The sequence below is a fragment of the Pseudoalteromonas sp. N1230-9 genome, from assembly GCF_032716425.1.
Taxonomy (GTDB): Bacteria; Pseudomonadota; Gammaproteobacteria; order Enterobacterales; family Alteromonadaceae; genus Pseudoalteromonas.
The window spans coordinates 725,673-750,991 of sequence record NZ_CP090420.1 but is presented as its reverse complement, the minus strand read 5'-3'; the positions used below and the strand labels follow the sequence as shown (position 1 = coordinate 750,991).

General features: G+C 40.4%; 22 protein-coding genes. 10 read left to right on the top strand and 12 right to left on the bottom strand.

Annotation, left to right across the window (positions count from 1 at the left end; genetic code table 11):
- Positions 1–42: 42 nt before the first annotated feature.
- From LY624_RS20665 to tagH, 7 genes are read right to left on the bottom strand one after another with little or no spacing between them, the layout of a single operon-like run.
- The gene (locus LY624_RS20665) at positions 43–834 is read right to left on the bottom strand and encodes a Stp1/IreP family PP2C-type Ser/Thr phosphatase (protein WP_130151808.1); all 792 of its coding nucleotides are present in this window, start codon (positions 832–834) and stop codon (positions 43–45) included.
- Positions 827–1,555, bottom strand: coding sequence for a type VI secretion system-associated protein TagF (tagF, locus tag LY624_RS20660; RefSeq protein ID WP_130151809.1), 729 nt, complete (start codon positions 1,553–1,555; stop codon positions 827–829). Before tagF ends, LY624_RS20665 begins: the two co-directional genes overlap by 8 nt.
- Entirely contained in the window at positions 1,537–5,037 is a 3,501-nt protein-coding gene (gene tssM / locus LY624_RS20655; protein WP_130151810.1) for a type VI secretion system membrane subunit TssM, read from the bottom strand. The genes tagF and tssM overlap by 19 nt, the downstream gene beginning before the upstream one ends.
- Before the next feature lie 10 nt (positions 5,038–5,047).
- On the bottom strand, positions 5,048–6,328 hold the full coding sequence (gene tssL / locus LY624_RS20650) for a type VI secretion system protein TssL, long form (protein ID WP_130151811.1): 1,281 nt from the start codon (positions 6,326–6,328) through the stop codon (positions 5,048–5,050).
- A gap of 15 nt (positions 6,329–6,343) precedes the next feature.
- Positions 6,344–7,672 carry a type VI secretion system baseplate subunit TssK gene (gene tssK / locus LY624_RS20645; protein WP_130151812.1) on the bottom strand — a complete coding sequence of 443 codons (1,329 nt, stop codon included), beginning with the start codon at positions 7,670–7,672 and terminating at the stop codon, positions 6,344–6,346.
- A 15-nt stretch (positions 7,673–7,687) separates the two neighbouring features.
- Positions 7,688–8,143, bottom strand: coding sequence for a type VI secretion system lipoprotein TssJ (tssJ, locus tag LY624_RS20640; protein WP_062567665.1), 456 nt, complete (start codon positions 8,141–8,143; stop codon positions 7,688–7,690).
- Between the two features lie 17 nt (positions 8,144–8,160).
- Positions 8,161–9,450, bottom strand: a complete 1,290-nt coding sequence (gene tagH, locus LY624_RS20635) for a type VI secretion system-associated FHA domain protein TagH (protein WP_341804551.1) — start codon at positions 9,448–9,450, stop codon at positions 8,161–8,163.
- Positions 9,451–9,717: 267 nt separating this feature from the next.
- Here tagH and LY624_RS20630 point away from each other — a divergent pair, with 267 nt between their 5' ends.
- Positions 9,718–11,679 carry a serine/threonine-protein kinase gene (locus LY624_RS20630; RefSeq protein ID WP_341804550.1) on the top strand — a complete coding sequence of 654 codons (1,962 nt, stop codon included), beginning with the start codon at positions 9,718–9,720 and terminating at the stop codon, positions 11,677–11,679.
- 129 nt (positions 11,680–11,808) lie between these two features.
- Positions 11,809–12,159, top strand: coding sequence for a PEGA domain-containing protein (locus LY624_RS20625; protein ID WP_341804549.1), 351 nt, complete (start codon positions 11,809–11,811; stop codon positions 12,157–12,159).
- Between the two features lie 59 nt (positions 12,160–12,218).
- On the opposite strand, the gene LY624_RS20620 is transcribed toward LY624_RS20625, so the two are convergent.
- Positions 12,219–12,578, bottom strand: coding sequence for a DUF1294 domain-containing protein (locus LY624_RS20620; RefSeq protein WP_341804548.1), 360 nt, complete (start codon positions 12,576–12,578; stop codon positions 12,219–12,221).
- A gap of 49 nt (positions 12,579–12,627) precedes the next feature.
- Here LY624_RS20620 and LY624_RS20615 point away from each other — a divergent pair, with 49 nt between their 5' ends.
- Positions 12,628–13,152: a hypothetical protein gene (locus LY624_RS20615; RefSeq protein WP_130151817.1), complete on the top strand. Its 525-nt coding sequence runs from the start codon at positions 12,628–12,630 to the stop codon at positions 13,150–13,152.
- A gap of 55 nt (positions 13,153–13,207) precedes the next feature.
- Here LY624_RS20615 and LY624_RS20610 read toward each other — a convergent pair whose 3' ends face one another.
- Complete coding sequence (locus LY624_RS20610; RefSeq protein ID WP_130151818.1) at positions 13,208–13,750, bottom strand: carboxymuconolactone decarboxylase family protein; 543 nt, start codon at positions 13,748–13,750, stop codon at positions 13,208–13,210.
- Between the two features lie 101 nt (positions 13,751–13,851).
- On the opposite strand from LY624_RS20610, the gene LY624_RS20605 reads away from it, so the two are divergent.
- Positions 13,852–14,433, top strand: a complete 582-nt coding sequence (locus tag LY624_RS20605; protein ID WP_130151819.1) for a TetR/AcrR family transcriptional regulator — start codon at positions 13,852–13,854, stop codon at positions 14,431–14,433.
- Positions 14,434–14,473: 40 nt separating this feature from the next.
- Here the strand turns inward: LY624_RS20605 and LY624_RS20600 are convergent, their stop codons facing one another.
- Together LY624_RS20600 and LY624_RS20595 are read right to left on the bottom strand one after the other, a co-directional pair.
- Positions 14,474–15,973 (bottom strand): DUF3360 family protein, encoded by a 1,500-nt coding sequence (locus tag LY624_RS20600; RefSeq protein WP_130151820.1) that lies wholly within the window; start codon positions 15,971–15,973, stop codon positions 14,474–14,476.
- A gap of 505 nt (positions 15,974–16,478) precedes the next feature.
- Positions 16,479–18,602 carry a methyl-accepting chemotaxis protein gene (locus LY624_RS20595; RefSeq protein ID WP_341804547.1) on the bottom strand — a complete coding sequence of 708 codons (2,124 nt, stop codon included), beginning with the start codon at positions 18,600–18,602 and terminating at the stop codon, positions 16,479–16,481.
- Between the two features lie 262 nt (positions 18,603–18,864).
- Here LY624_RS20595 and LY624_RS20590 point away from each other — a divergent pair, with 262 nt between their 5' ends.
- Positions 18,865–20,598, top strand: a complete 1,734-nt coding sequence (locus tag LY624_RS20590; RefSeq protein WP_341804546.1) for a GMC family oxidoreductase — start codon at positions 18,865–18,867, stop codon at positions 20,596–20,598.
- Positions 20,599–20,625: 27 nt separating this feature from the next.
- Here LY624_RS20590 and LY624_RS20585 read toward each other — a convergent pair whose 3' ends face one another.
- Positions 20,626–21,054, bottom strand: coding sequence for an organic hydroperoxide resistance protein (locus LY624_RS20585; protein ID WP_054553604.1), 429 nt, complete (start codon positions 21,052–21,054; stop codon positions 20,626–20,628).
- Positions 21,055–21,177: 123 nt separating this feature from the next.
- Here LY624_RS20585 and LY624_RS20580 point away from each other — a divergent pair, with 123 nt between their 5' ends.
- From LY624_RS20580 to LY624_RS20560, 5 genes are all read left to right on the top strand, one after another.
- Positions 21,178–21,609 carry a MarR family winged helix-turn-helix transcriptional regulator gene (locus LY624_RS20580; RefSeq protein ID WP_237119177.1) on the top strand — a complete coding sequence of 144 codons (432 nt, stop codon included), beginning with the start codon at positions 21,178–21,180 and terminating at the stop codon, positions 21,607–21,609.
- Positions 21,610–21,702: 93 nt separating this feature from the next.
- Positions 21,703–22,716 (top strand): zinc-binding alcohol dehydrogenase family protein, encoded by a 1,014-nt coding sequence (locus LY624_RS20575; protein ID WP_341804545.1) that lies wholly within the window; start codon positions 21,703–21,705, stop codon positions 22,714–22,716.
- Between the two features lie 455 nt (positions 22,717–23,171).
- The gene (locus tag LY624_RS20570) at positions 23,172–23,402 is read left to right on the top strand and encodes a helix-turn-helix domain-containing protein (protein ID WP_165381505.1); all 231 of its coding nucleotides are present in this window, start codon (positions 23,172–23,174) and stop codon (positions 23,400–23,402) included.
- Positions 23,403–23,450: 48 nt separating this feature from the next.
- The gene (astB, locus tag LY624_RS20565; protein WP_341804544.1) at positions 23,451–24,794 is read left to right on the top strand and encodes an N-succinylarginine dihydrolase; all 1,344 of its coding nucleotides are present in this window, start codon (positions 23,451–23,453) and stop codon (positions 24,792–24,794) included.
- A gap of 3 nt (positions 24,795–24,797) precedes the next feature.
- Complete coding sequence (locus LY624_RS20560; RefSeq protein ID WP_341804543.1) at positions 24,798–25,307, top strand: GNAT family N-acetyltransferase; 510 nt, start codon at positions 24,798–24,800, stop codon at positions 25,305–25,307.
- Positions 25,308–25,319: the final 12 nt, after the last annotated feature.

The window sequence follows — 25,319 nt, the reverse complement described above, 5'->3', positions numbered from 1 at the left end:
ATAAAACCATATTTATGATGGAGTTAATAAAAATAACAAAACTTACTTTCTTGACAACATCGGGATAGTCAAATCATCAAGCGTTAACTTTTGATTAGCACAAGAGTTAACCCCTTCATTCTTCACTAAAATAAATGTCACATTATCTTTTGCGCCACGCACAAGCGAAGAGTGAATTAGTGCCATGCCAGAATCAATAATATTTTTTGGTTCTAACGCAAGACTTATCTCCGAGTCGTTCAATTCTCCAGTTAAGCCATCCGAACAGAGCAAAAAAATGTCTTCGCTGCGCAAATCACCTTCTTTAAAATCAACATCAACTTCATCTTGCACACCTACAGCACGTGTTATCACATTCGCTAAAGGGTGATGCCTTGCTTCTGCTTCAGATAAAACACCCTCATCGATAAGGTCATTGACTTGACTGTGGTCCCGAGAGACTTGTGATAAGCCGCCGTTACGGTATAGATAAATGCGACTATCACCCACCCAAAGTACATAGTATTTGTCATCCTTCAAAAGCAAAACAGTGACAGTGCTCCCTGCGGTTTTATTCGATAGGTAGTCAGTGCTGTACTCAAACAACTTTTGGTTTGCTTTTTTTATCGCGTTAATAAGGATGATTGTTGATATGGAAGAAGCTGGTAATGATTCAACTTCATTCTTAATAACATCAACAACCATTTGGCTTGCAAAATCACCCGCCTCATGGCCACCCATACCATCAGCGACAACCCAAATATTAAACTTATTTAGCTCAACATAAGCATCTTCGTTTAACTGCCTTACTGCACCTCGATGAGACACCGCATAACTTGTATAATTTTTATTCACGCTCTCTTACCTGAGTATAATTCCACTCCCAATGCTGCCATCGGCCATCTAGCATTGCTGCAACCTGATTAACAGGCGGTAATCCAGCAGTAATAAATACCACTGGTTTAATGTTTATCGAACCATGTGTCCACCAAACACTGTAATCGCCATACTTACTTGTGAGTAAGCTATGTAAAACGTCTTCTAATGATTCGTCGCCAAGCTCAACCCCTTGAAACTCAAAAGCTATCGCTGATTTATTCTCATCTGGTGAAGTATGCTTACTAAAACGTTTTTTCACCACAGGCGTATTTTGTAATGTACCCAGCACTTTTTTACGCCACACACTTAAGTCAACGCTCTCTTCAAGCACTGATAGCACCGCATCTTCGTACTCCAATGAAAGCAAGTTTGAATGTAAAGCCTTCATTGGTAACTGCTGCGTGTCTATCACGACGGTAAACGGGTAATGTCTGCCAACGGCATCAACACTCGGCAGTAATGTGCCTACTTTTCTATCCTCAGTGACAACATTTTCACATAATGCAAAATGCCATACAGGACTGGTCAAGTATCGCTCCTGCCACTGTGAACCGAGCTGCTCTTTGCTTACAGCAATAGCAGCTTGTAACCAATGTTCCCAATGCTCACTAAATTGCTGACAAATGCCATCTTGGACAAAGTCGCCCAGAAAGGGGACCTTACCCAAGTAGCCTAACTTTAAAGCCTGGTCGGACATGAAAAACTCTCTATACTTGCGTTCCAGAATGGATGTCTAATCGATTTCGGCAGTAACTCAACCGTCGCATTATTTCCTTGCAATGAAAATTGCAGCTGCAAATCCTTTTCTGTCTGTGCTCTTTTCGCCTGTAAGTCATCTAGCATACGATACAAAGACCATTCACCTTCGTAGCTGGCATTAATAGTGCGTCCTCCATATGGTGGAGTAAACACAATACGCGTTTTATTTTGAGCGACATCACCAGGCCAAACGATGCTTTTAACTTTAGGTGGACCATGACGATAAATCATTGATTGGCCATCTATTTCTAGCATGAAACTGGAAACTGTTTGATCTAACTTTAATGGTTTTAAACCAAATTCAATGCGCGGAGTTTTGCTGTTACCATCAAAAAATACTTCGCGAATTTTGGCGGCTTTTTCAAACATTTCTAATGCTGACTTGCTTACACCGATATTCTTTTCGAATCGCCAAGGGCTCTTACTGGTGTCGACACTTGGTGCAATATAAGTATTAAAAAAGCTATCGATTGTGCCATCTGGGCCAAAAAAGTCTGAGAAATCTTTAAGATTTACCTCTTTAGATGAAGTTGAAACAAACGGATAACGACCGACAATTGCATCGTTGTACTCGCGTAATACAGTACTTTTCCATATTTCATTCAAGTGACGATTTGCACTGCTTCTGGTGATATTTGATGTATCTTGACTGATATTCAATAACCAGTTGTTCGCAGGATAAGGTAACCCTTTACTCTGGAACTCTAATTGACTAAGGAACTCAGGCTTACTCTTACCACTTAATTGATTTTTTACAGATGATTTTAGTAACCCGCCTCTATCAAGTTGATTTAAATAAATATTTAACTCTCTTAAACTTGCTTGAATCTGTTCAAGTTGCTGCTCATCAATTTCTAAAATATCACTAAAAGCTTCTTCAACCTGATAACCTGGAAGCTTTATATCAAATTGTGGTGCTTCATTTGGCAAATAGCGCTTAAGTCTATTAGCCTTAGTATGCATTGCAACTTCAGCAGCGTTCGCCGCAACCTTACCGGCTGCTTTTTGATTTTCTGAGATAGGTAGCTTAGTTAAACGCACATTCTTTTGTACTGTGGTAATGATATTTTTTATTGGGGTTTCTGGACCCGCTAACACATCAGTAACTCTGACGCCTTCATTAGGCGAGTTAAACTCATTTAGCGTAAGCTCATTAATAAACGAGCGCCAATAATAGATGTAATCTTGGAAATATTTCTGTTCAAGCTTTTTCTCTATATCTGCTTTCGAAATATCATAGGTCCCTGACGCTTCTTCACCATAAACCCAGCTACTTGCCATCAAATTACCCAACATCTTACTTTTCTCGACATTGAAGATGCCATGATAGCCATTATAGGTGTAAAGGCCTGGAATACTTTTCATGATTGATTCTGAGTTTTGGAAGCTAAACTGTTTCGCACTTTCATAGCTGATGATGTCAGTTAATTTGAAAGGCGGAATGCTGCTGTCGATAAAGTCAGCTTGTAACCTTTGATAAGCACGTTCAGCAATAGGTAATTTAGTTAACTCCGCTCGCGCTAATCGTACGGCTTGATGATCAATTTCTGATTCAGAGAAACCATGCTCTAGCAATGCTTTTGTGTGCTCAAATAATTCAGCACGCGTTTGGAAATTAACATCACCTGGTAAGTTTCTCTCGTAATATGCACTAAACCAAGCAAGCACATCTTCATTATTGTAATGCTCAGGTTCAAAGAACATTAAATAACAACGTAAGGTTTCGTAGAGATAACTTAAATAATCAGCCTGCTCTGTCATCTCAGAGGTCAGCGCATTTAATAAGTAAGGCTCTAAGTATGTTTTTAATGAACGTATATATGCTTTCTGTGAAGCCTCTGTAAGAGGTTCTACTTTACTAAAGCCATACGCTTCAAAATCATCGGCTTCTAACTGATTAACAGGGAAATTTTTAAGCATATTAAAGCGCTGATTTAGCACAATTAAATTCGCTTTATCGACCGTATTTTGATCAAGAGCTTGATACTCACTGAGCGCATTATCGGTTTTACCGATAAGCTCATTATTCCACGAAAAGCTCACATACCATGAAATACTCAAGCCTAATAAAACGACACTCGTTACGGCCAAGCAAGATATACGTAGCCACTTGTTCTGCTTTTCATGGTGTTTGTTAGTGCTTGCTAAGTTTTGCTCAGGAAAAATGACTTTTTCTAATAAGCGTTTAATAAAGAAACTTCTTGTCTGATTGATATAATCTTTCTTTACCGAACTTTGCTCGTTTAACAGGTTTGAAGGTACGCCTTCTTGAGTCGAACTTGTTAAATAAACACCGCGGAATATTGGCAGACTTTCGTATGCATTAGGTGTGAAAATTTCTTTTAAGAATGAGTAACCTACATTTTGTAAAACACGAAGCTGTTTAGGAAACTCAAAGATCTTCGATCTATTCGTTAGATCATGTTCATTGATCAAACGTCGATTAAGTAATGTTGTTAAATTAGAGATAAGCGCGTGAAACTCTTTATTAAATGCATCCATTTGATTGTCAGAGTTAGCATCAAGTTCGAAGGTAACACCCCAAACCTGCTCACACTCTTCATCGCTGAGTTCACAAAAGAATTCTCTAAACCCTTCAATTAGGTCAACTTTTGATAAAATAACATACACGGGGAATGTCATTCCAAGTTGACTTTGTAGCTCTTGTAAGCGCTGTTTAATGGCGCGTGCGTGTAAGTTTCTCTCTGTTTTTGTTTGGTTCATTAATTCAGAGATGCCCATACTAATAACCACACCATTGATGGGTCTTTTCGGGCGGTACTTTCTTAATAAGCCTAAAAATCCTTGCCACGCTTTCGCATCATGTAGAGCATGACTATTTTGTGTAGTATAGCGCCCTGCTGTGTCAATAATCACGGCCTTGTTGGTGAACCACCAATCACAGTTTCGCGTTCCGCCAACACCATGCACTAAATCAGTGCCAAGCTTATCTTTTAATGGAAAATCAAGACCTGAGTTATTGATGATATTTGTTTTACCGGCACCTGGAGGGCCAATCATGATATACCAAGGCAGTTGGTAGATGTTTCGCCCATTGAATAACTTGGCATTCTTAAGTAATTCAATCGCCTCAACCATACGTGCTTTTAATGTTTTGATCTCCTCTTGGATTTCATCACCAGCACCTTCATCAACCTCAATTAGTTCTTCGGCCATGCTTTCGTTGCGTTTATTTTGCTTTCTTAGGTGCAATAGCTTGGTTAAGGTATAAATTAATAGAATAGCGAGTATCAGGATCGCGCGTGCCGCAACACTTGCCAAAGGAGTGTAATCAGCAATAGAGATCAATGGACCGCCAAACCAGATCAATAAGAAGAGCGCTATAAAGCCAATTACAATCATAACTTTACGAGAGGTAAGCGCGTACATAGCACGCTTGCACTTTTGAATAAAACTCATTGCAACTCCATTAAAAAAGTAAGTCGATTTCAATTCTGCGATTCAATGCTTTCTGATTTGAATCGGCATTACTCACCAAGGGCTCCGCAGAACCTCTTCCTTCTGGCCATAACCTACCCATTAAGCCTGTATTTTTGGCCATAGAGTTTGCAACTTGCGTTGCTCTTGCTAATGACAGATGCCAATTTGAGGGGTACTGGTTGGTACTTATTGGACTGTCATCAGTGTGACCTGTTATTAAAATTTTACCTTTTGTGCCCTCAAGGCTCAGCGCAAGCTTTTCTAATATTGGTTGGAATGAAGGACGTAACGACGCTTCACCAACATTAAAGAGGCTTTCGTTATTAATGGTAATTCTAATTCGATCCGATTGACGCTCAATACTAACTACACCACGTTGTATTTCGGTGTGCATTAACTGCGTTAGTAGATCAAGCTGTGTATCTTTCGTGTCTTCGGTTTGTGAAGATGAAATAGGATGTACTAAATTTAAATTATCCGTTGTCGTCGCCACTTTTTCATTCAAACGCATATTAAAAAATAAATACACGGCCAATGTGAGTAGGGTCAAAACAGATACAACGACCCAAAGTGGGATCTGGTTTCTTAACTCCATACCGGCTGCAACACGGCTCTTCCAAGACGGAGTTAGGTATTTACTTTGAGGTCCATCTAGTTGATTTAAAATGTGATATACGCGATTTCGATAATCATCTATCTTACTATCGCCGCCGGTATCAACCCGATACTTACCTTTAAAACCTAAATTTAAACAGTGGTACTGTAGTTCTAAAAATTCTTTGTTTGCTTCAGGGTGTAGCAAGGCATCATCTAGCAGAGTGAAAAAGTATTCTCCGCCAAACGTCTCTTTGTGGAATGTTGATAGTAAACTTTCTTCTGCCCACTCCAGTGAGCTCCACTTAGCATTTAACGCAGCTTCATCCAGTGCAGCACACAAACAATAGCGGGCATTATTTATCACTGACAAATCGATAGATTTGGCACGCAAAGTACTTTCAAAACGTTTAATCGACTCAATGGCTCGGTGCTTCAAGGCCGCTAAATTTTCAACTTCCGAAGATTGGTTGATGAAAATCACTAAAGAAAAACAGTCATTAGCGGCTTCAAGCAAGCCATTTTTGAATATTGAAATATTATTTAAAGGCGCACTTCCACTTTCAGATTGGCTCAGTGATACGACTGTTTTATCTGAATGCGATTTTGAAGTATTTGCATCCTCCATGCCTCGGCTCAAACGGCCTGGACGTGGTTTAATTATTGTTTCATCCATTGAAACTTCCCTCTGTTAGCTTCTAATAGCCCATAAAACCAAGTTAAGATCCGGATAGTTACCGGACAAGTGAATTGCAATCCCACCGCTTGATTTTAGCTTATTCCAATGTTCACTTTGTTTGTTCAGTTCAAAGTAATGATAGCCCGCATGATACGGAACCTGACGCGGTGCTGTTGGCAGACTATTAATCGAAATCCCTGGTATTTGGTTATTTACCAAGTCACGAATAGTCTCCACACTACCTATCTTAATTTGTGAAGGTAGTAGTTTACGTAATTCTTCATGCGGCACACTGGCTTTAACTGCAAGCACAAACTGAGACGAATCAAGAATACTTTTATCTTTTAAGGCGCCAAAAGAAATACCAAACTTGCTTTGTTCAAGCTTAATTTCGGTTGCAGTTTGTTCAATAACTTGACTCAGAGATTGATACAAGAAGCTTACAACCTCAGAAAAGACGAACTGTAAATTTGCATGATCATACTTAGGCAAGACGGGCACACGCTTATTGGCCGCACTAAATGTCGCAAGTTCGCCAGCCATCTCAATTAAGCGCGTGTAAAATGCTCTTGGATGAACGTGAGAATGACTTAATAAGCTTTCAAAAACAGCGTCGTATTTGTTAAGTGTTTGAAGCATGATGAAGTCAGCCACAGACGCACTGCCAGCATACCCTTGACATAATCTTCCAGAGATACTTTCAGCGCGCTGTTTTATCAAACTGCCAATCTCTCTTACAAGTCCAATTAACGGTTTACAATGAGTAACTTGCAAGCATGGCGGAACGTATTTAGAGTCAAGCTTAATCGCCCCCTCGTTCGTTACTTCACTAATACGCGCAAGGGGCAATGTTACATAACCGGCTGTATCATCAGACATTAACATTAGTTTGCTATGAAGCTGTGCCACCTGGATAACTTCTTGCGCTTGAGAGCCTAAGTTATCATCACTAATCGATAAATCGGCAATTCGATATCGTGTAACTAGCTCATCTTCTTCAGTCGCTAAATTTATACCACTGCTTTTCAATGCTGGAACAGCTAAACATACAATTTCATTGTAGGTATTTTTTGGCACCACAAGCGGAGCAGGCAACTGCTCATTACTTGGCATGTTGATTGGACACAAATCAGAGGTAACAGCCGTTAGACTATCAACAGCGAACTGCCCTGTTACCAATAAGCCTGTGTCAATATCGATATCAACAACGCCCCACGAGTCAGCAACATTCGCTTCTATAATTTTCCTAATCGTGCTGAAGGTATGCTTGTCTGCTTGCTGGAAATGTTGGGGCCTTAAAAACATGCCCTCTGTCCATGCGACCCGCGTGTAATCACTCATTTTAATTCCTTTTAATCATCTCATGTAAGTCGCTAGCGACTCTACATTCACATCGATATCGTCATAACCTGTTGGATCTACTTCAATAACTGAACGCCAACGTGCTTTTTCAATATCTCTGTACGCCAATACAACACCAATGAATCGTGTGTTTCTATTTAAGCTCATTTTATACTCGAGCTTAGACCCTGGCTGTAACTCTAACTCATCCTTCTTTAGGAGGTCAGGTCCTAAAATTTCTTCTGGTGTATCATAAAGACTAAAAAAGTCTTGCGTATCAAAAATAGTTCGCGAACTAAGTTCAAACACTTTTAAAACTACAGGAGAAGGACGTCCTGAAATATCAGGGTTTACGTCAGCGGCAACATTAATATTTAGATCAGTTGACGGTGGTACAAATTTATTAACCGTTGAGCAGCCAACTAAAAAAACTAATAGAGCTCCAGCAAAAGTAAGTTTGGACTTTAACATGCTTTTATTCCCTTATATCACGCTTTACTGTGATTATTGTAAGCTCGCAAAAATTCTTCAGATAATGCTAATACACCTTTTGTTTCAACATCTTCAATAATTTCAGCGTGTAATTTTTGATATATATCCCAACTCGATGAGTCAGAATAAGTTGGTAAGTAATTTAAAATACTCTCTTTGTTACGCACTTGCTGCTTGATACCATCAGGAGATAATTGCTCTAATGCACCAGAAAGCGCGCCGGTGGCACCTGCTAACAGCCCTTTTTCATGAGCTTTGGTGTCGATAAAGCTCTCTTGAACGGCTTTATTTGCCTGTAAGTAGCTTGAACTTTTACGAATAAATAAGTTTTGAATAGCATCGTCAAGCGTAGCAGAGAATTTCAAAGGGTTATTTTGTTCAACCTGAAATGTCGTGTGATTCAACTTGAGTTGATTTTTCAGTAATGAACGTTGGCGAATTAAATCCATAGAGCCAACTAAAAAGTGTCTCAAGCTCTCGCCCATTTGTGCCCAAACACGTTCATCGTTTAATTCATTCGCAAGTTCACTATTCACTCCCAAGCCCTCTAAAAAAGCAGCAACTAAAGGCGAATCACCATTGCCAGTAACAGGTTTAGGTGCTTTAGCAGGTTGAGTAGCGCGAGGCTGAGCTGGCTTTTGTTGAACTTGCACAGGCGGTTCAGTAATAGGTGGACTAGCCAAATGTTGACTACTTTCACTTGCTACTTCGTTACTTGAACCCATAAACGCTATTTCATCCCAGTCTTCAGGGATTGGTTGGCTTAATGGGCTACTGTTAACAGGCTCTGAAATAGGTGCTTGCGGTTGCTGGAAAGAAGGCGCAATCATCGCTTCATCCATGCCATTAGTAAATTCATTATTTAACGAAGAATTAGCCACGTCATTATTCTGGTTATAGTTCTCTACTGACGGATTGGGCTGACTAAAGGCAGCAGCTGATTGATGTGAGCTTTGCTTTTGAAGCTGATTAGACAACTTAGCTTCAATTTGAAAATCCCCAATGGATAGTACGTCACCATCCGATAGCAAATGTTTATTTTCCTTACCCAGCGGTGAAACAGAATAGTTGATAAATAAACCATTCGTAGAGTAATCATAAACGTAGAAGCCATCTGCTTCTTTGACAACTTTACCGTGTTGACCAGAGATGACCTTTTCAGGATCAGGTAGATGCCAATCACATTGATCAGAGCGGCCAAAAGTTAATTCCTGTTCTACTGTTTTTGTAGCCTCAATCTCAGGTGAAAGTCTATGATAGCTGGTAACATTTAAAACCACTTCCATTTGATTGTTAGTCCCATAAATCTAAACATTCTAATAGAATAAAATACTTCGTTAACCAAAGTCAACGCTGTCTAATATACAAAAAACCAATTTAATTATTTCATAAAACTAAACAATAGGCGTTCTATCTAATAAAAATAACTCAAAAATAGTTAAACAACATAGTTCCTTGTTTATTTATACTAGCTGAATGATTGCTTATTATTTTGTTTTTTGTAAAATACACACCAATCAAACAGGAATGTTGATTTCAAAAAAGGAATTTAAATGACGACCGATAACGATAAAACACGCATTGCTTCAATTGAAACTAAAGGCAAAAGCCAAAATTCAAATAAACTTCATCTTATTGGTAAGAAGTTAGCCCAACGATATCTAATTGAAGAGTTAATAGGCGAAGGTGGTATGGGCCACATATACCGTGCCCGCGACATTCACTTAGAAACAAGCACCCATCAAGATAACTTTGTAGCGATAAAAGTTTTACATGAGGAGCTTTGTGACTCAGAGGAAGCCATTTCGCTTCTAAAAGACGAAACAGTCAAAACTCGTTCTTTATCTCATCCAAATATTGTAAAAGTATTCTCTGCGTCTTCAGATGAATCACACCACTTTGTTGTTATGGAGTGGGTTGAAGGTGAAACATTAGAACAGCTAATAAAAAGAAATAAACCTAATGGACTCACTCAAAAGCGTGCTAAGCCTATTTTAAAACAGCTTATTGATGCATTGTCATACGCGCATGCAAAAGGGATCATTCACAATGACCTTAAACCATCTAATGTTATGTTTGACTCTCAGGGCAATCTAAAGATTTTAGATTTTGGGATTGCAAAAACCCATAGCCATGAAGATCTATATGCAGCACCTAGCCTAAATGATGACAAACCAACCAGTACTGGTTACACCCCGACCTATGCAAGTCCTGCACAGCTAAATGGTAAAGAAGCCACTAAGAAAGACGATATTTTCTCTTTAGGCTGTATCGCGTACGAGCTTTTAACAAGCAAACATCCTTATAACAGAAAAGCCTCTAACACAGTTAGCAAAGACACCACAGTTAAAAAACCAAGCAATTGTTCAGCCTTTCTCTGGGCAAAATTAAAAAGATGCTTACAACTTGATGAAGCCAAAAGAGCTGATTCTTTAGCCGAACTAAATAATGAACTAACTAAAAGCAGAGTTCCTTTACTTGCGCATGTTGCATGTTATTTCATTATTATTGCTGGTAGCTTTTTCTACATCAACTCGGTTAAAGAGCAGCAAACAACATTGGATGCTAACTTCAAGAACTCAGTTGCTAAAGTTGAACAGCTAGAGGCATGGATGACTTGGGGCGGCGATGAGTTACCTCAACGATTAGATGAAATACCTCCACAATATAATGTTTTAAAAGAAGGTCTTTTAAAAGTTCATCAAAACAAAATTGTTGGTAGGTTTGAGCAACGAGTCGACAACTTAGCTCGCACGTCACTTAATACAAAAGACTATGATAAAGCGATAGACATTTATAATGAGGCACGGGTGTATTACCCAGATTCACAATTATTAGCTAGCAAGCTTGATAGTCTACTAACAGAAAGACAATCTATTATCTCAGATTTAAGCTACCGCTTAGATGTGCTGCTTGCACAAGGTAGATATGATGAAGGTGGCGAAAATAGTATTGAAAACTTAATTAAGCAGCTTTCAATTATTGACCTAAATTACCAATATAAGCCAAGCGAAGAGTACGAAAATGTTTATAAATTAGCTGTAATGGATGCGATTGAAAACGACGACTTCGCGATGCAAAAAACACTGTTAAATGTTGGTGAGCTCGCATTTAAAAATGCTGATAACCTTCAACCTCTGCTTATTGCACTTAGGAAGAAAGAGTCAGCAATGACTGCGCTTATTAACTACAACAATAAAGTAAGTAACGGCCAATCAGCAAGCTACCCTTCTGAAGATGCGCTTATTTTTTATCATGAAAAACTAGAAGGCTTTAAAACTCGTTTAGCTGAAATAGAAGACTATAAAGAGCTAATGGAGTTCGATGAAGCATTTTCTAAACAAGCTGAGATTTTCCCAGAGACCTTTGAGCCAATCTTATTAATTAAAGATGAAATTGCGAGCAAATATATTTCTATGGCAAGTCAACTAATGAAACGCAAAATGTATAGAACCGCGGAAAAATTAGTCGAACGAAGTGAAGTAATAAGAAAAAGTTTAGAGAATACAATTTAGCGCTATTTATAAATTAGCCAAACGTCAAGGAAGACTCAATTTGCACATCTCACGTGCTGGTTTTCCTTGTTGTTACATTTAATTTTAGTCTATGCAGTCAACGTCAATACAACAGAATATGGAGTAGTTATGAAAAAGTTAAGTACGTTATGTGTCATGTTATTTTTAACAGGTTGTTCGACAACCTCTACCGAAGTTGCTCCTGAACCCGAGCCTGTAGTAGAGCCAGTGGCGACAGCCATTGTAGCAGAAGAGACAGCAACCTCTTTAACTGTTATCACAACACCTGACGATGCGCGTGTGCGTATTATGAATATTAAGCCTGTTTACCAAGACGGTATTGAGCTTGATGAAGGTAAATACGATATTGAGGTAAGCAAACCTGGCTACTTAACTTATCGTAAATGGGTCGAAGTAAATAAGAAGACTGTATTAACTGTTGAGCTTGATAGCGTCCCAGCAACTGAATCAGCACAATAACGTATCGTTACTTTTTAACAACCATAAAGGAAAGCTCAGCTTTCCTTTTTTATGCCCTACTACATATATTGCAAATAATACAACAATGATAAAGCACATCCATTTGCAATAATTGTGAGCCAAAGCACAAAGATAAAACGGCGCTTTTTAGATTTATGCCTTAACCATTGCTGAGCAAGTAATGAGCCTGGCCAACCACCGAAAACACCTAAAATATGCAAGGTACGCTCAGGGACTCTAATCACATTCTCACCGTGTTCAACTGCTAAACGTTTATCCCAGCCATACACCAAAAAGGTTATCAGACTTACTCCCGAGTAAATACCAGCAATCAAGTAAGATAGATTTAGCTGCCAAGATACAACCCATAAAAATAGTAAAAAACAAACGGCAAAAAACGTTAGTGCTTTCTTAATCAAAGAATTATCACCTATACTAGACAAAATTATAACTAAACGAGGCATTATTATGGCACATCTAAAATCGCTTTTACTATCAATGTGCTTGTGTACTTTTTCGGTATTTTCGGCAGAGCCGCAGCTATCAGAACATTTGCAAGTTTTTAAACCTTATTTAGGCACATGGCAAGCTGACTTTGATGTTGCACAAGGTAAGCCAGCTGTACAGGATGTAAGTACATGGCAACGCGCACTCAACGGTATGGCAATAAAAACCATTCATTCAATAAATGAAGGTGAATATGGCGGCGAGTCGATGATTTTCTGGGATAATAACAAGCAGTCTCTGGTATTTTATTATTTCACGACCGCAGGGTTTTACACAAAAGGAACGATGAACGTCCTCAGTCCTACTCAATTTGTTGCTTACGAAAATGTGACTGGCAGTCAAGAAGGTATCACGAAAGTAAAATCGACGAGTGAGTATAAAGATAACAGCTTTATTGTTTCAACGTCATACTTAAAGAAAGGTCAATGGACAAAACCTGAAAAGCGCATCTATACCCGAAGTAATAAAGAGGTGAAGTTTAAATAATCACTCAGTTTGAGCACGGTCTAAGCGAGTAAACCTAAGCCGTGCTCAGTAAACGCTATTTTGCAAACTTTTTAAAAGGTTCATCAATCTCAGTGTTAGCAAGATGGTTGGTATAGTTACTCATCACTTTTTGCGATAAGCCTAATACAATTTCTAATAACTGCTGATTCGAATAACCCGCATCAAAAAAAGCGTCTAGTTGCTCTTTATCAATAACTCCTCGATTTCGCGTCATCGCTAATGTAGTACCACGAAGGATCTCGAGCTTAGCACTCGCCAAAGGGGTTTTATTAACAAGTGCATCCACAATTGCTTGATCAACTTTCATACTTGCCGCTATTGCACTATGTGCTGGCACACAATAATGACAATCATGTTCTACATTAATCGTTTGCCATACAACCGTTAGCTCCTCAGCGGTGAATGATGTTTTTTGGAATAGCTCATGCAACACTTGATATCCCTCAAGTAATGTTGGTGCTTCAGCCATTACAGCATGCAAGTTAGGGATCATCCCAAACGCAGAAACTGAATTATCTAGAAGTGACTTAGCCTCATCTGGAGCGGTATCTTTAGTATGTAACGTAAAGTTTGACATGTGTTCTCCTTAGTCTTTTTTAAATTATGAGTGCATAGCCTAGTTGTTTTTGAGCACTCGCTCAAGTTAAAATTGAACAAGTGCTCAAATTGGTGTAAAAGATGGTAAATAAAGTTAAGTTCGACCGAGAAAAGGTAATAAATAAGGCGGGGATTCTATTTTGGCAAAAAGGCTTTTCGGCCACCTCAACGCGGGATTTACAAACCACTGTTGATATGCGCCCAGGGAGTATTTATGCTGCCTTTGGCTCAAAAGAAGGCTTATATAGTGAAGCACTTAAGGACTACGCTGAACAACTTAAAACATTACTTGCCAAGCACTTATCAAGTAGTGATAGCATACTTGAAGGGTTGCACTCTTTTGTTCAGGCTGTATTGAATGATTCAGAACCCGGTTGTGAAATATGTATGCTAATTAAAGCAAATGCTGAATTTGACCACTCACAACCACTACTTAAAAACTTAACGAATGATCTACTGCAACAGTTTGAATGTTACTTAACACATATTTTTGACACTGCGCAAAAACAAAACGAACTAGCAACAAACCATGCACCGCTAGAATATGCGCGCTTGTTCCAAATCCAATTTACAGGCCTTAGAAGCTACATGCACAGGCCTCACTCACACACGATAAGCAATGAATTAGTGAACATGATGTTTAAATTAATTAAAGATTTTTAACTAAGCAAGTTAGGGCAAGACACTCGCCTTGCCCTTAAAATTAATGTCTAAAATCAGCCATTAACGCTGGAATACCTGGCAGCATACCCACAATAGCCATCACACCAGTTAAAATGACGAACATTACCAGTGGAATAATCCAACGACTCATTGGAGTCAACTCAGAGCTACGTTCTTTACAGCCAATCAAACCCAAGTTATCCAATAACATAGTCAGTGACCAACCAAACGCAGGGTTCACTAAAGCAGAAGAAAACACCACAATTGCTGCTGACTGGGTGGTTTTGCCTTCTCGCGTCATTTCCATACCAGCTTCAAGTAATGGAATAAATACTCCGACAATAAGTGCAACACATAATACCGGTTGCCAAATTGCTAAATCCATTGGGTATCCCCAAATACCTGCGATGATGCAAAATAAAGCCGTCAACACCGCACCAGCAGGTATCGGTCGCTTCGCGATGGCTGCTGGCACAATGTAAGTTCCCCATGACGAGGTAAAGTTTGAACCTCCTAACAACGAACCAAAGGTTTGACGAATTGAGGCGCTAAACATTGTATCGTCTATATTCATTTGTACCTTTTCGGTGCGCTCAGGGTAACTGATTTTTTGAAACACCTGATGCCCCAAAAAGTCAGGTGACCACATCGCAACCGCCAGCACCGCGAATGGCAATACCACTACAAAGCTCTCAAGTGTTGGTAAACCTAGCATCCAACCGGTATTTTCACCCCACCAATACATCGGGTTCATATTAGGCAACCCTGGGGCTGTTTTAAATTCAAACGGAGCACCCAGTAAAAAAGCGATTAAACCACCCAGCAAACAACTTAACGGTACGGCTAACCAACGCTTTTTGTAATGTTCAAGCAGTGCATACAAAACAATAGTCGATAAAATCACAATAAAGGCAATGTGAGTCATATCGATGCCCTCAGCCCATGCAAACAGCTTTTTAACCTGTGAAATTGTACCGATAAAGCCTAGGTAAAGCAGTAATCCCCCACACACACCACGGCTTGTTAAGCCCGCCAGTAAACTGCCTCCTTTACTGAGTGCGAGCAATAAACCAAATGCCCCGATCAGTAATCCAAACGCCATAGGATGCCCTCCCGCAGCAACCACGATAGGTATTAAAGGGATCAGCGGCCCATGCGTACCAGCCAAGTTTGCTGTAGGTAAAAAGAATCCTGAAAACAATAAGATAAATATAGAAACAATTAATAGCTCGTAGCGAACGTTTTCTAAAATAAATGCTTCGCCAAGGCCAAGCGGAGCTGCAAATGTGGCAGCAATTGCCCCCACCATCACCACTTTACCAATAGTACCTGCCATCGCAGGGATTGAATCTTCTAACTCAAAACGATAATCCCGAAAGGGTAAGTTTGGTCGCCAACGCTTAGGTTGCATGATTTGCAGTTCATTCTCGAGGTATTCATCGCGGCTTGAAAATTCGCTGCTAGGTTTGTGGAGTGCTTTGTAGCTTTGCTGGTCGAGCTCAGCAGGCGCAGTTGATGCTTGATGCTGCGTCTTATTCATGACTTCTCCTACTACTTAATCTTGAAAATTGTGTGAGTTTTTATTCTGCATTTAGGGTAAAGCAGTGAGGTATAAAACACGATTAGGCAAAAGGTAGGGTATGAATTTGTAAAAAGGCAGTTTTAAAATGTAGAACATTAAGAAAGAAAAGTTAAACCAATGAAATAAAATAGCTTTTTAATGTATAATTTATAAAAAGGCAGACAAACAATAAGTTACGGTTTACTTTTAAAGCACATTATCTATTAGTCTAATAAATTGTATGAATAGCAAACAGCGACGTTATTAGGTCGGAGAAAACAAGCATCACGCTTGCCTGTCGCGCGAAACAAGTTTCACGCCTACGTCCAAGGTTTTACTTTTGCGTTGTGATTAATCATTCATGACTAAAGTCATTCCTGCGAGATGCTATAAACGGGTTACTAGAAATGAGGTACGAGTTCGTAACAGCGATTTTACATCGCGCTTTATCTCGAACTCGTATCTCGCAACTGGCTCCTTAGAGCTATTTCGTCTTCAACTTATTCAATTCATCATCTTGCTGTGCAACGAGTGCATTAAGCGTTTGACTACCATCTCCAGCTTGTGTTGATAGCTCGGCTAATTGCGATGCAGCATCCGAAATTAACGTAAGGTTACGGTTAATTTCTTCTGTGACTGAGCTTTGCTCTTCTGCTGCCGTTGCTATATGGGTAATTTGTTGTGTAATTTCATCAACTTTTACCACAACTTCATGCAGCGCATCAAAAGCGACCGAGGTTTCATCCACCGCAGTTTGAGCTCTCACAACCCCTTGCTCAATAACTTTAGAGGCATTGCCCACTTCAAGCTGCAAGCTGTCGATTAGACCACTGATATCATCCGTTGAAGCTCGTGTTTTAGATGCAAGCGCCCTCACTTCATCGGCAACCACAGCAAAACCACGGCCTTGCTCCCCTGCCCTTGCCGCTTCAATAGCTGCATTAAGCGCAAGCAAGTTAGTTTGCTCTGCAATTGTTCTGATCACGTCTAGAATTTGTGTAATGTCGTTACTTCGCGCCGCTACTTTTTCAACGGCTTGATTAGCTTCTTTTATCTCGCTCGACATTGTTTTAACTTGTGTTACCGCAGACGATAAGCTTGACTCACTGCTGACCACTAAACCGTTAATTTCATCAGCTTGTTGAGCTGACTGCTCAGAAGCTCTCGCTACTTCCAGTGCAGTCGCGCTCATCTCATTCATTGCAGTTACGACGCTCTCAATTTCTTGGAACTGAGCTTGAACATTATGTTTGGTATCAACGGCAACACTGGTTGCAAGCTCTGCCTGTTGCTTTGTTTGAGTTGATACGTTTTTTAGCTCGCTAATCAGTGTTCGTAGTTTGGTAAGAAACGCATTAAAACCTGTAGCCAATGCAATAAGCTCCTCGTGGGTCTCGACATGCAAAGTTTGCGTTAAGTCACCTTCAGCACTGGCAAGATTATCGACCCGTTGTTGAATTTGTTGCAGTGGCGCAACAATCGTTCTTATCACTAACAGCATAATCAAAAATGCGGCACCAGCAATGATTAGTCCTGTAACCAGGATTAAACCGCCTAACGTATTTGCATTTTCACTCATCGTATTAGCAAGTGCTTGCGGGCCTTCAAGAGCAAGCTCTGCTGGCACTTCTATTAATAAATTCCACTGTGTGTTTGCAAGCTTAATGGTGATTGGATAATTAACCAAATACTCTGCGCCCACCTTAAAAATACCACTTTGCTTTTTTAACTTATTGTAGTTTTCAAGCATATTTTTTGGCACAGCTTCTTTTAAAGGTCTGCCAAGCTTGTCTTTGTAATGACTACTGCCAACGACTAAATCAAGCGAGCTTAATAAAGTAACCCGGGCTTTGCCGTTATACAGCTCTTTTGACAACTTTTCGGTCATTTTTTGGAAAACAGGAAGGGTTAAATCAACACCTGCAACGCCTATAAACTTTTCACCTCTAAGAATTGGAACAGTTAGAGAAGTCATCATTTCTGAGTACCCAGGCGAAATTTCGTAAAGGTATGGCTCCATAATGCAAGGGACTTTCGTGTCTTTCACACACAGGTACCATTCAGCTTCCCGTTGACCAAATTCATTGAGTGTATCTACGTATTTTTCTTCTGCATCTTCAACAACTTGCTGTTCAATAGCACCATCACGATTACGGGTAAAATAAATTTCAAGCGTCCCCGCCCCTGCAACTGAGTGATCATAACCGCTGATAAAATTTGCATCGCGGTTGTCAAACCCATTACGCTCAAATTGAGTATAAATAGACGACAGTAAGGTGTTTTTTTCAAGCAATGAGCGGTTTAACTCCACAACAGCTTCACGCGTTAGAGTACTTGCAGCTTTTTCATCACCCAACATCGCCGCATAAGAGTACGGCACACGATACGCTTCGTTAATAAACCCAGCAACTTGCTCACCATAGGCTGCTGCATTAGAGGCGAGTTTGTCTTCAACTTCAGCAACAATCAGCTTTTCTGATTGTGCTGATAACTGTTGGTTACTGCTTGATAACTGCCACCATAAAACACTCGATAGAACAAACACAGTAGTGAAAATACTGCCTACGGTAAGCCATAATAATTTCTTTGCTAATGCTAACTGCCGCATCGATTTTTCCCATTTTTATTGTTGGTTTGCTAATAGTTTAGACCATTTGCATGACAACAGAGGGACGAATAGAAAAAAAGTATGAATTTAAGAGCCATCAGTCCATGAAAATTGCTTTACTCTGTTTCTGCCGAAACGTCTTAGCACAATTAATTAACTATATTTAGATGGTTATTTAATTTTTTCAAATTACGTTCTATCTTTTACCCAGAAACGTTCTAAGTTATAAGCACATAATAATAAACGCCACTAGGTGATAATAATGCAGCAACACACATTTGATTTTGACCAAATTATAATAGGCTCTGGATTTGGTGGCTCTGTGAGTGCGCTTCGCCTAAGCGAAAAAGGCAATCGGGTTTTAGTACTCGAAAAAGGCCTAAGGCGCGACGATAAAGCGTTTCCAAAAACCAACCTAGATATCAAAAACTATATGTGGCAGCCAGAAATTGGCCTAAAAGGTTGCATTCAATTTTCGTTTACCAGCAAAGTCACTGTGCTGCATGGTGTGGGTGTTGGCGGTGGCTCACAAATTTATGCCAATGTGCACCTTATTCCTGATGATGAAGTGTTTCAATCTCCAGCATGGACACGCATAAAGTCAGACTGGAAAGAAAGCCTAATGCCCTACTATGGCCTTGCACAGAGGATGTTAGGCAGTGCCAAAAATACCTATACCAATGTTGCCGATCACACACTAAAAGACATTGCTGAGCAGATGGGTCAAGGTGACTCGTTCAAAACCGTGAACACCGGGGTGCTTTTTGCAAAACCAGGCGAAGCCTATAACAAAGAGCTACCCGACCCATACTTTAATGGTGATGGTCCAAGGCGAAATACCTGCCATTACTGTGGTAGCTGCATGATTGGTTGTCGCCATAATGCCAAAAACACCTTGATGAAAAACTATCTGTACTTTGCCGAGCGCAATGGCGTAGAGATAAGACCCAGCTCTGAAGTAATCAAAATCACCCCGATTAATGCAGATGGCAGCGCCGGATACAAAATTAAGATTAAAGATACCAGTCATCGCAATAGCCATGTTTATACGCTAACAACACGTGGCGTTGTGCTAAGCGCAGGGGTTATGGGCACCGTGCCTTTGCTTTTAAAAATGCGCGATAAAGACAAAACATTGTCCAATATTTCAGCTTGGCTTGGTCAGCAAATTCGCACTAATTCAGAAACCCTCACCACCGCGAACAACACCACTAAAAAAGTTGATGATGGTGTTGCGATCAGCTCATTTATTTCGGTCGACAAAGACACCAATATTGAAATTTGCCGCTTTAGAGAAGGCGCCGATGGCACATGGCTATATTTACCTTACGTTCCTATGGTGACTGGAAAAGGCCTCAAGCGTATTGCTAAGTTTTTAGTGAATACACTGCGTCATCCAATAAAAACAGCCAAAGTATTGCGGCCAAAAGGCAAAGCCCGCAGCTCAATTCTCTTTTTGGTGATGCAAAAATCCGAGGCGTTTATTCACCTAGAATGGCGACGTAAATGGTATCGATTATTTAAAAACGGCATTACTGCGGTGCAAAAAGACAATGACACGCCGCTTAGTGTTAGTTTTCCAAAAGCAGAAGAAGCAACCAAACTCTACGCCGAGAAACTCGGTGGCGTGCCAGGCTCAGCCTTATCTGAAGTGCTCTTTGGTGCCCCAATGACGGCGCATATAATGAGTGGAGTCGCCATGGGGACTGATGCTTCTAACGGCGTAGTTGATAGCTCAGGCGAAGTGTTCGGCTATCAAAACCTACGTGTTATTGACGGCTCAATCATACCGGGTAATTTAGGGGTAAACCCATCATTAACCATTACCGCCTTGTCGGAATACGCGATGAGCCAAATACCGGTATTCGATGCAGCCAGAGCAAGCATGATTAAGCCAATACAATTTAGTGAACCACGCGAAGGCCTAGTATCAGCGCTTACTGGTTCAGGTGATTTAGCAAAATCGATTGCTGAAAAGCAAAAAAGCCGTGCATAAAGCACGGCCTATTTTGGTATAGAGCAATTAGATCACTGATAATTCGACAGCAATGTTACCACGCGTTGCGTTTGAGTATGGGCATACTTCGTGCGCTTTATTAACCAGTGCAAGAGCGGTGTCTTTATCAAGATCACCTACCGATACCGCAAGCTTAACAGCGATACCAAAACCACCCTCGATAGGACCAATTGATACTTCAGAGTTAATGTGAGTATCAGCTGGTAATTTAATTTTTGCTTGGCCAGCCACTAACTTTAATGCACCGATAAAACAAGCCGCGTAACCTGCTGCAAATAACTGCTCAGGGTTTGTACCTTGACCATCATCACCACCTAGCCCTTTTGGTGTTGATAGTGCCACATCTAGACGACCATCATCTGATTTTGCTGTGCCTTCACGACCACCTGTTGCTGTTGCTTTTGCTGTGTATGCGACGCTTTGTAGTTCTTTCATGATTACTCTCCTAATTGAGTGAAAATATATTTTGCATGCAAAATATATTAGATCAGCTTTTTCGGGATTGCAAATACTTTGTATGCAAATTAAAATACACGTATTGAATTTTGAGGATCGAGTATGAAGTACCCACAACTAAAATTAGATAACCAGCTATGCCACCGCTTATATATGGCATCGAATGGGATTGCCCGTGCGTATAGAGATTCTCTCAACCTATTAGATTTAACCTACCCGCAATACGTCGTAATGATGGCGCTGTGGGAAAAAGATCAGATCAGCATTGCTGAATTACTTGAAAAAACCGCCATTGATGGTGGTGCGATGACGCAAATTTTGAAAAAAATGAGCGATAAAGCATTGTTGTCGATCACTAAAGATAGCCAAGATAAACGCAAACGACTGGTGCAGCTCGAAGCCAAAGGCAAGGCGATGCAAGATCAAGCCGCTGAGATACCGTCGCAAATTCGTTGTCGCTTCCCAAGCATTAACGAACAACAAGCACTGCAACTGATTGAGTTACTCGATTTAGTAAATAGTGATCTTAATTAACAAAAATTATTTGAAAGTGAATTTGGATTACACCGCTTTTTAATAAAACTAGATGCGCTATAGTGTTTAAAACTCATCAATACGGACACCATCATGAAAGCATTTGGATACACAACAGCAACCCCAACGTTGTCGGACTCATCATTACAAGCGATTGAATTACCTGATCCCGTTGCGACAGGTCACGACATTCTTGTAGCCGTAGAAGCAATTTCAGTTAACCCCGTTGATACTAAAATTCGCGCTAATGTGTCACCAGACACTGGCTACAAAGTTATTGGCTGGGACGCTGTAGGAACAGTTAAAGCTGTTGGCGACAACGTATCGTTATTTAATGTAGGTGATCGTGTGTTTTATGCTGGCGACTTAACGCGCCAGGGCAGTAATGCTGAGCTGCAACTTGTTGATGAACGCATTGTCGGTCTTGCACCAACAAGCCTGAGTAATAGTGAAGCAGCCGCCTTGCCATTAACCAGTATTACTGCGTGGGAGTTATTGTTTGACCGTTTACAGATTGAAAAATCTAAAAACAATAAGCCAGCCTCTGTATTAGTGATAGGTGCCGCAGGTGGTGTAGGCTCAATTTTAGTTCAGCTTGCTAAACAGCTTACCAATTTAACCGTAGTTGGTACCGCCGCACGAGAAGAAAGCGCCAACTGGCTTAAAGATTTAGGTGTTGATCATGTGCTTGATCATAGCAAAAGCCTTAACGAGCAACGTCTTGCGGCCGACCTGAATGAATTTGATTACGTAGTGAGCTTAACGCACACCGACCAACACCTTGATAGCATTATGGAAGTGATCAAGCCACAAGGTAAATTGGCACTGATCGACGACCCTGCAAGCTTTGATATTTTAAAGTTAAAGCGTAAGAGTATTTCGTTGCATTGGGAGTTTATGTATACCCGCTCAATGTTCCAAACCGATGATATGATTGCTCAGCACCAGCTTCTTTCAGAGCTTGCTAGCTTAGTTGATAACGGCACAATCAAAACAACATTGGGTGAGCATTTAGGTAAGATAAACGTAGCAAACCTTATTAAAGCCCATGGGATTTTAGAGTCTCACAAAGCTCGCGGAAAGCTTGTTTTGGAAGGATTTGAGTAACTAGCATGTAGGCGTCGCGCTTGCTTGGCGCGCGAAACAAGTTTCACGCCTACGTCCAAGGGTTTTACCTTTGTGTGGTGGTTAATAGTTCATGACTAAAGACATTCCTACAAGGCGCAAGCATGTAGCAGCGATTTCACATCGCATATTTCCTCAAACAATAATACAAGCACGCATCATTAAAGTGCATTACAGCACTTACCTTTCACTATTTTAGTGCCTGTTTGTAGGGACGCTCTAGCCGTAAAACATTAACCGATTGATTTTTAATACATTTAAATTTAATAAAGGTTTGGCACAGATCTTCCAATATTGAGTATGAACTGGCACTAACAAGGAGACTAACGTGACTAACTTTTTTCACACTCTTTATCTACTTTGGCGATTAGATATCAGCACATGGCATATTCATGAAGCACACGATCCGCATAATGTTGCTGATTTGGAGCGTCGCTATGTTAAATAATGATCCCGCATTTATCGAAGCATTAAAAAAGGTTTCTGTACATCAACTTACAATCACCGAAGCAGCAGAACAATACGACATCCCTAAAAGAGCTATTTACAAAGCATTAAGGCAGCAACAGACAAAGCTAAACAAGCAAAAGGCGTATTTAATTGCTACTCAAAAACGTCTTAAGCAAAACCTACGTAATGTAGAAATGGAGTTAGCTAGCTTCAGCTAAATAACTTCTGTATGGTTAAAATACACGCACAACAATGATGGATTAAGTATGCACGCAGTAGAAGTAAACTTTGATGGCTTAGTGGGGCCTACTCACAATTACGCGGGATTATCGTATGGCAATGTCGCTTCACTAAGTCACGCCTCTTCGCATTCAAACCCAAAAGAGGCGGTGCTACAAGGCCTTGAAAAAATGAAGGCGATGCACGAATTAGGACTTGAGCAAGGTATTTTTGCACCTCATGCTCGCCCCGACATTAACGTGCTAAAACGCTTAGGTTTTACAGGCACTGATAGCCAAATTATTGAAAAAGCATTTAAAGCCGACCCTGTTTTACTGCGAGCTTGTTACAGTGCATCGGCAATGTGGACAGCCAATGCTGGCACTATCTCACCTTCAGTTGATACCCTTGATGGCAAAGTGCACTTTACGGCTGCAAACTTAAATAATAAGTTTCATCGTTCGTTAGAGCCAATAACAACATCCGCGTTGTTAAAAGCCATGTTTAACGATGAGCGTTACTTTAGCCATCATACGCACTTACCTGAGCAAGGCTTTTTTGGTGATGAAGGTGCTGCAAACCATAATCGATTATGCGACAGCCACGCAGATACAGGGCTTGAGATCTTTGTTTATGGGGCAAGTAGCTTTAATAGCGCCCTTCCAAAGCCTGTAAAATTTCCAGCAAGACAATCTCTTGAAGCATCGCAAGCCATTGCCCGCTTACATCAACTAAAGCCTGAAAATCAGTTATTTATTCAACAAAATCCTGATGTCATAGACCAAGGCGTGTTTCATAACGACGTGATTGCGGTAGCCAATGGCAATGTACTTTTATGCCATGAACAAGCGTTTTTGCATCAAGCTGATACGCTAAAACAGATTAAACAAGCCTACCTTGGCAATAAGCCGCTACATATTATTGAAGTGCCGACCAATAAAGTAAGCATTACAGATGCTGTTAGCAGCTACCTATTTAATAGCCAGTTAATTACCTTAAGTGATAACAGTATGATGCTGGTTGCACCTAAAGAGTGTCAGCGCAATCAAGCCGTTCACGATTACATTCAAGAAATGATTGTTGCAGATAACCCAGTTCAACAAGTACGCTTTTTTGACTTACGCCAAAGTATGCAAAATGGCGGTGGCCCTGCTTGTTTACGCTTACGTGTTGCACTCAATTCGGATGAGCTGGCAGCGGTCAATCCGGCTGTACGATTTAGCGAAGAAAAATATAACCAACTAGTGAGTTGGGCGAATAAGCATTACCGTGACTCTTTAAGTAGTGACGACTTTGCCGATCCAATGCTTTTAACCGAAAGCTATCAGGCACTTGATGAGCTAACCAGCGTGCTTAACTTAGGCTCTGTGTATCCATTTCAACAAGAATAAATAATGAAAATTAAAGCAGTACACTCTATTAAAGGGGTATCTAAATCACTTAATGCATTGCTGATTGATAGCGTCGCCAATGGCGCATCAGTCGGCTTTATTGCCCCGTTATCATTACAGTCGGCACATGACTACTGGCAAGCAGTCGATGCCGATTTAGCCACTCCTTATCGTCGTTTATACCTTGCTTTCGATGGTGAAGATGTAATCGGCTCTGTGCAGCTTTCTTTATGTGCAAAGGCGAATGGTAGCCATCGAGGTGAAGTTGAAAAGCTGATGGTACATAGTGATTATCAGGGCAAAGGAATTGCAAAACAACTTATGAATAGCCTTGAAACAGATGCACAGGTGTTAGGTCTAGCTTTGCTTGTCCTAGACACACGACTTGGCGATACCGCATCACATCTTTATCGAAAGCTAAGCTACATAGAAGCAGGCACAATCCCTGGGTTTGCTAAAAGTTCAACAGGCGAATTTGATGCGACTGTGTATTTTTACAAACAAGTCGCTTAATTTAGTCAATTC

Excerpts from the sequence above, each read along its gene's own strand:
- tagF (WP_130151809.1), bottom strand. The coding sequence starts at position 1,555 with ATGTCCGACCAGGCTTTAAAGTTAGGCTACTTGGGTAAGGTCCCCTTT.
- tssM (WP_130151810.1), bottom strand. The coding sequence starts at position 5,037 with ATGAGTTTTATTCAAAAGTGCAAGCGTGCTATGTACGCGCTTACCTCT.
- tssL (WP_130151811.1), bottom strand. The coding sequence starts at position 6,328 with ATGGATGAAACAATAATTAAACCACGTCCAGGCCGTTTGAGCCGAGGC.
- tssK (WP_130151812.1), bottom strand. The coding sequence starts at position 7,672 with ATGAGTGATTACACGCGGGTCGCATGGACAGAGGGCATGTTTTTAAGG.
- tssJ (WP_062567665.1), bottom strand. The coding sequence starts at position 8,143 with ATGTTAAAGTCCAAACTTACTTTTGCTGGAGCTCTATTAGTTTTTTTA.
- tagH (WP_341804551.1), bottom strand. The coding sequence starts at position 9,450 with ATGGAAGTGGTTTTAAATGTTACCAGCTATCATAGACTTTCACCTGAG.
- LY624_RS20630 (WP_341804550.1), top strand. The coding sequence starts at position 9,718 with ATGACGACCGATAACGATAAAACACGCATTGCTTCAATTGAAACTAAA.
- LY624_RS20625 (WP_341804549.1), top strand. The coding sequence starts at position 11,809 with ATGAAAAAGTTAAGTACGTTATGTGTCATGTTATTTTTAACAGGTTGT.
- LY624_RS20615 (WP_130151817.1), top strand. The coding sequence starts at position 12,628 with ATGGCACATCTAAAATCGCTTTTACTATCAATGTGCTTGTGTACTTTT.
- LY624_RS20610 (WP_130151818.1), bottom strand. The coding sequence starts at position 13,750 with ATGTCAAACTTTACGTTACATACTAAAGATACCGCTCCAGATGAGGCT.
- LY624_RS20605 (WP_130151819.1), top strand. The coding sequence starts at position 13,852 with ATGGTAAATAAAGTTAAGTTCGACCGAGAAAAGGTAATAAATAAGGCG.
- LY624_RS20600 (WP_130151820.1), bottom strand. The coding sequence starts at position 15,973 with ATGAATAAGACGCAGCATCAAGCATCAACTGCGCCTGCTGAGCTCGAC.
- LY624_RS20595 (WP_341804547.1), bottom strand. The coding sequence starts at position 18,602 with ATGCGGCAGTTAGCATTAGCAAAGAAATTATTATGGCTTACCGTAGGC.
- LY624_RS20590 (WP_341804546.1), top strand. The coding sequence starts at position 18,865 with ATGCAGCAACACACATTTGATTTTGACCAAATTATAATAGGCTCTGGA.
- LY624_RS20585 (WP_054553604.1), bottom strand. The coding sequence starts at position 21,054 with ATGAAAGAACTACAAAGCGTCGCATACACAGCAAAAGCAACAGCAACA.
- LY624_RS20580 (WP_237119177.1), top strand. The coding sequence starts at position 21,178 with ATGAAGTACCCACAACTAAAATTAGATAACCAGCTATGCCACCGCTTA.
- LY624_RS20575 (WP_341804545.1), top strand. The coding sequence starts at position 21,703 with ATGAAAGCATTTGGATACACAACAGCAACCCCAACGTTGTCGGACTCA.
- LY624_RS20570 (WP_165381505.1), top strand. The coding sequence starts at position 23,172 with ATGTTAAATAATGATCCCGCATTTATCGAAGCATTAAAAAAGGTTTCT.
- astB (WP_341804544.1), top strand. The coding sequence starts at position 23,451 with ATGCACGCAGTAGAAGTAAACTTTGATGGCTTAGTGGGGCCTACTCAC.
- LY624_RS20560 (WP_341804543.1), top strand. The coding sequence starts at position 24,798 with ATGAAAATTAAAGCAGTACACTCTATTAAAGGGGTATCTAAATCACTT.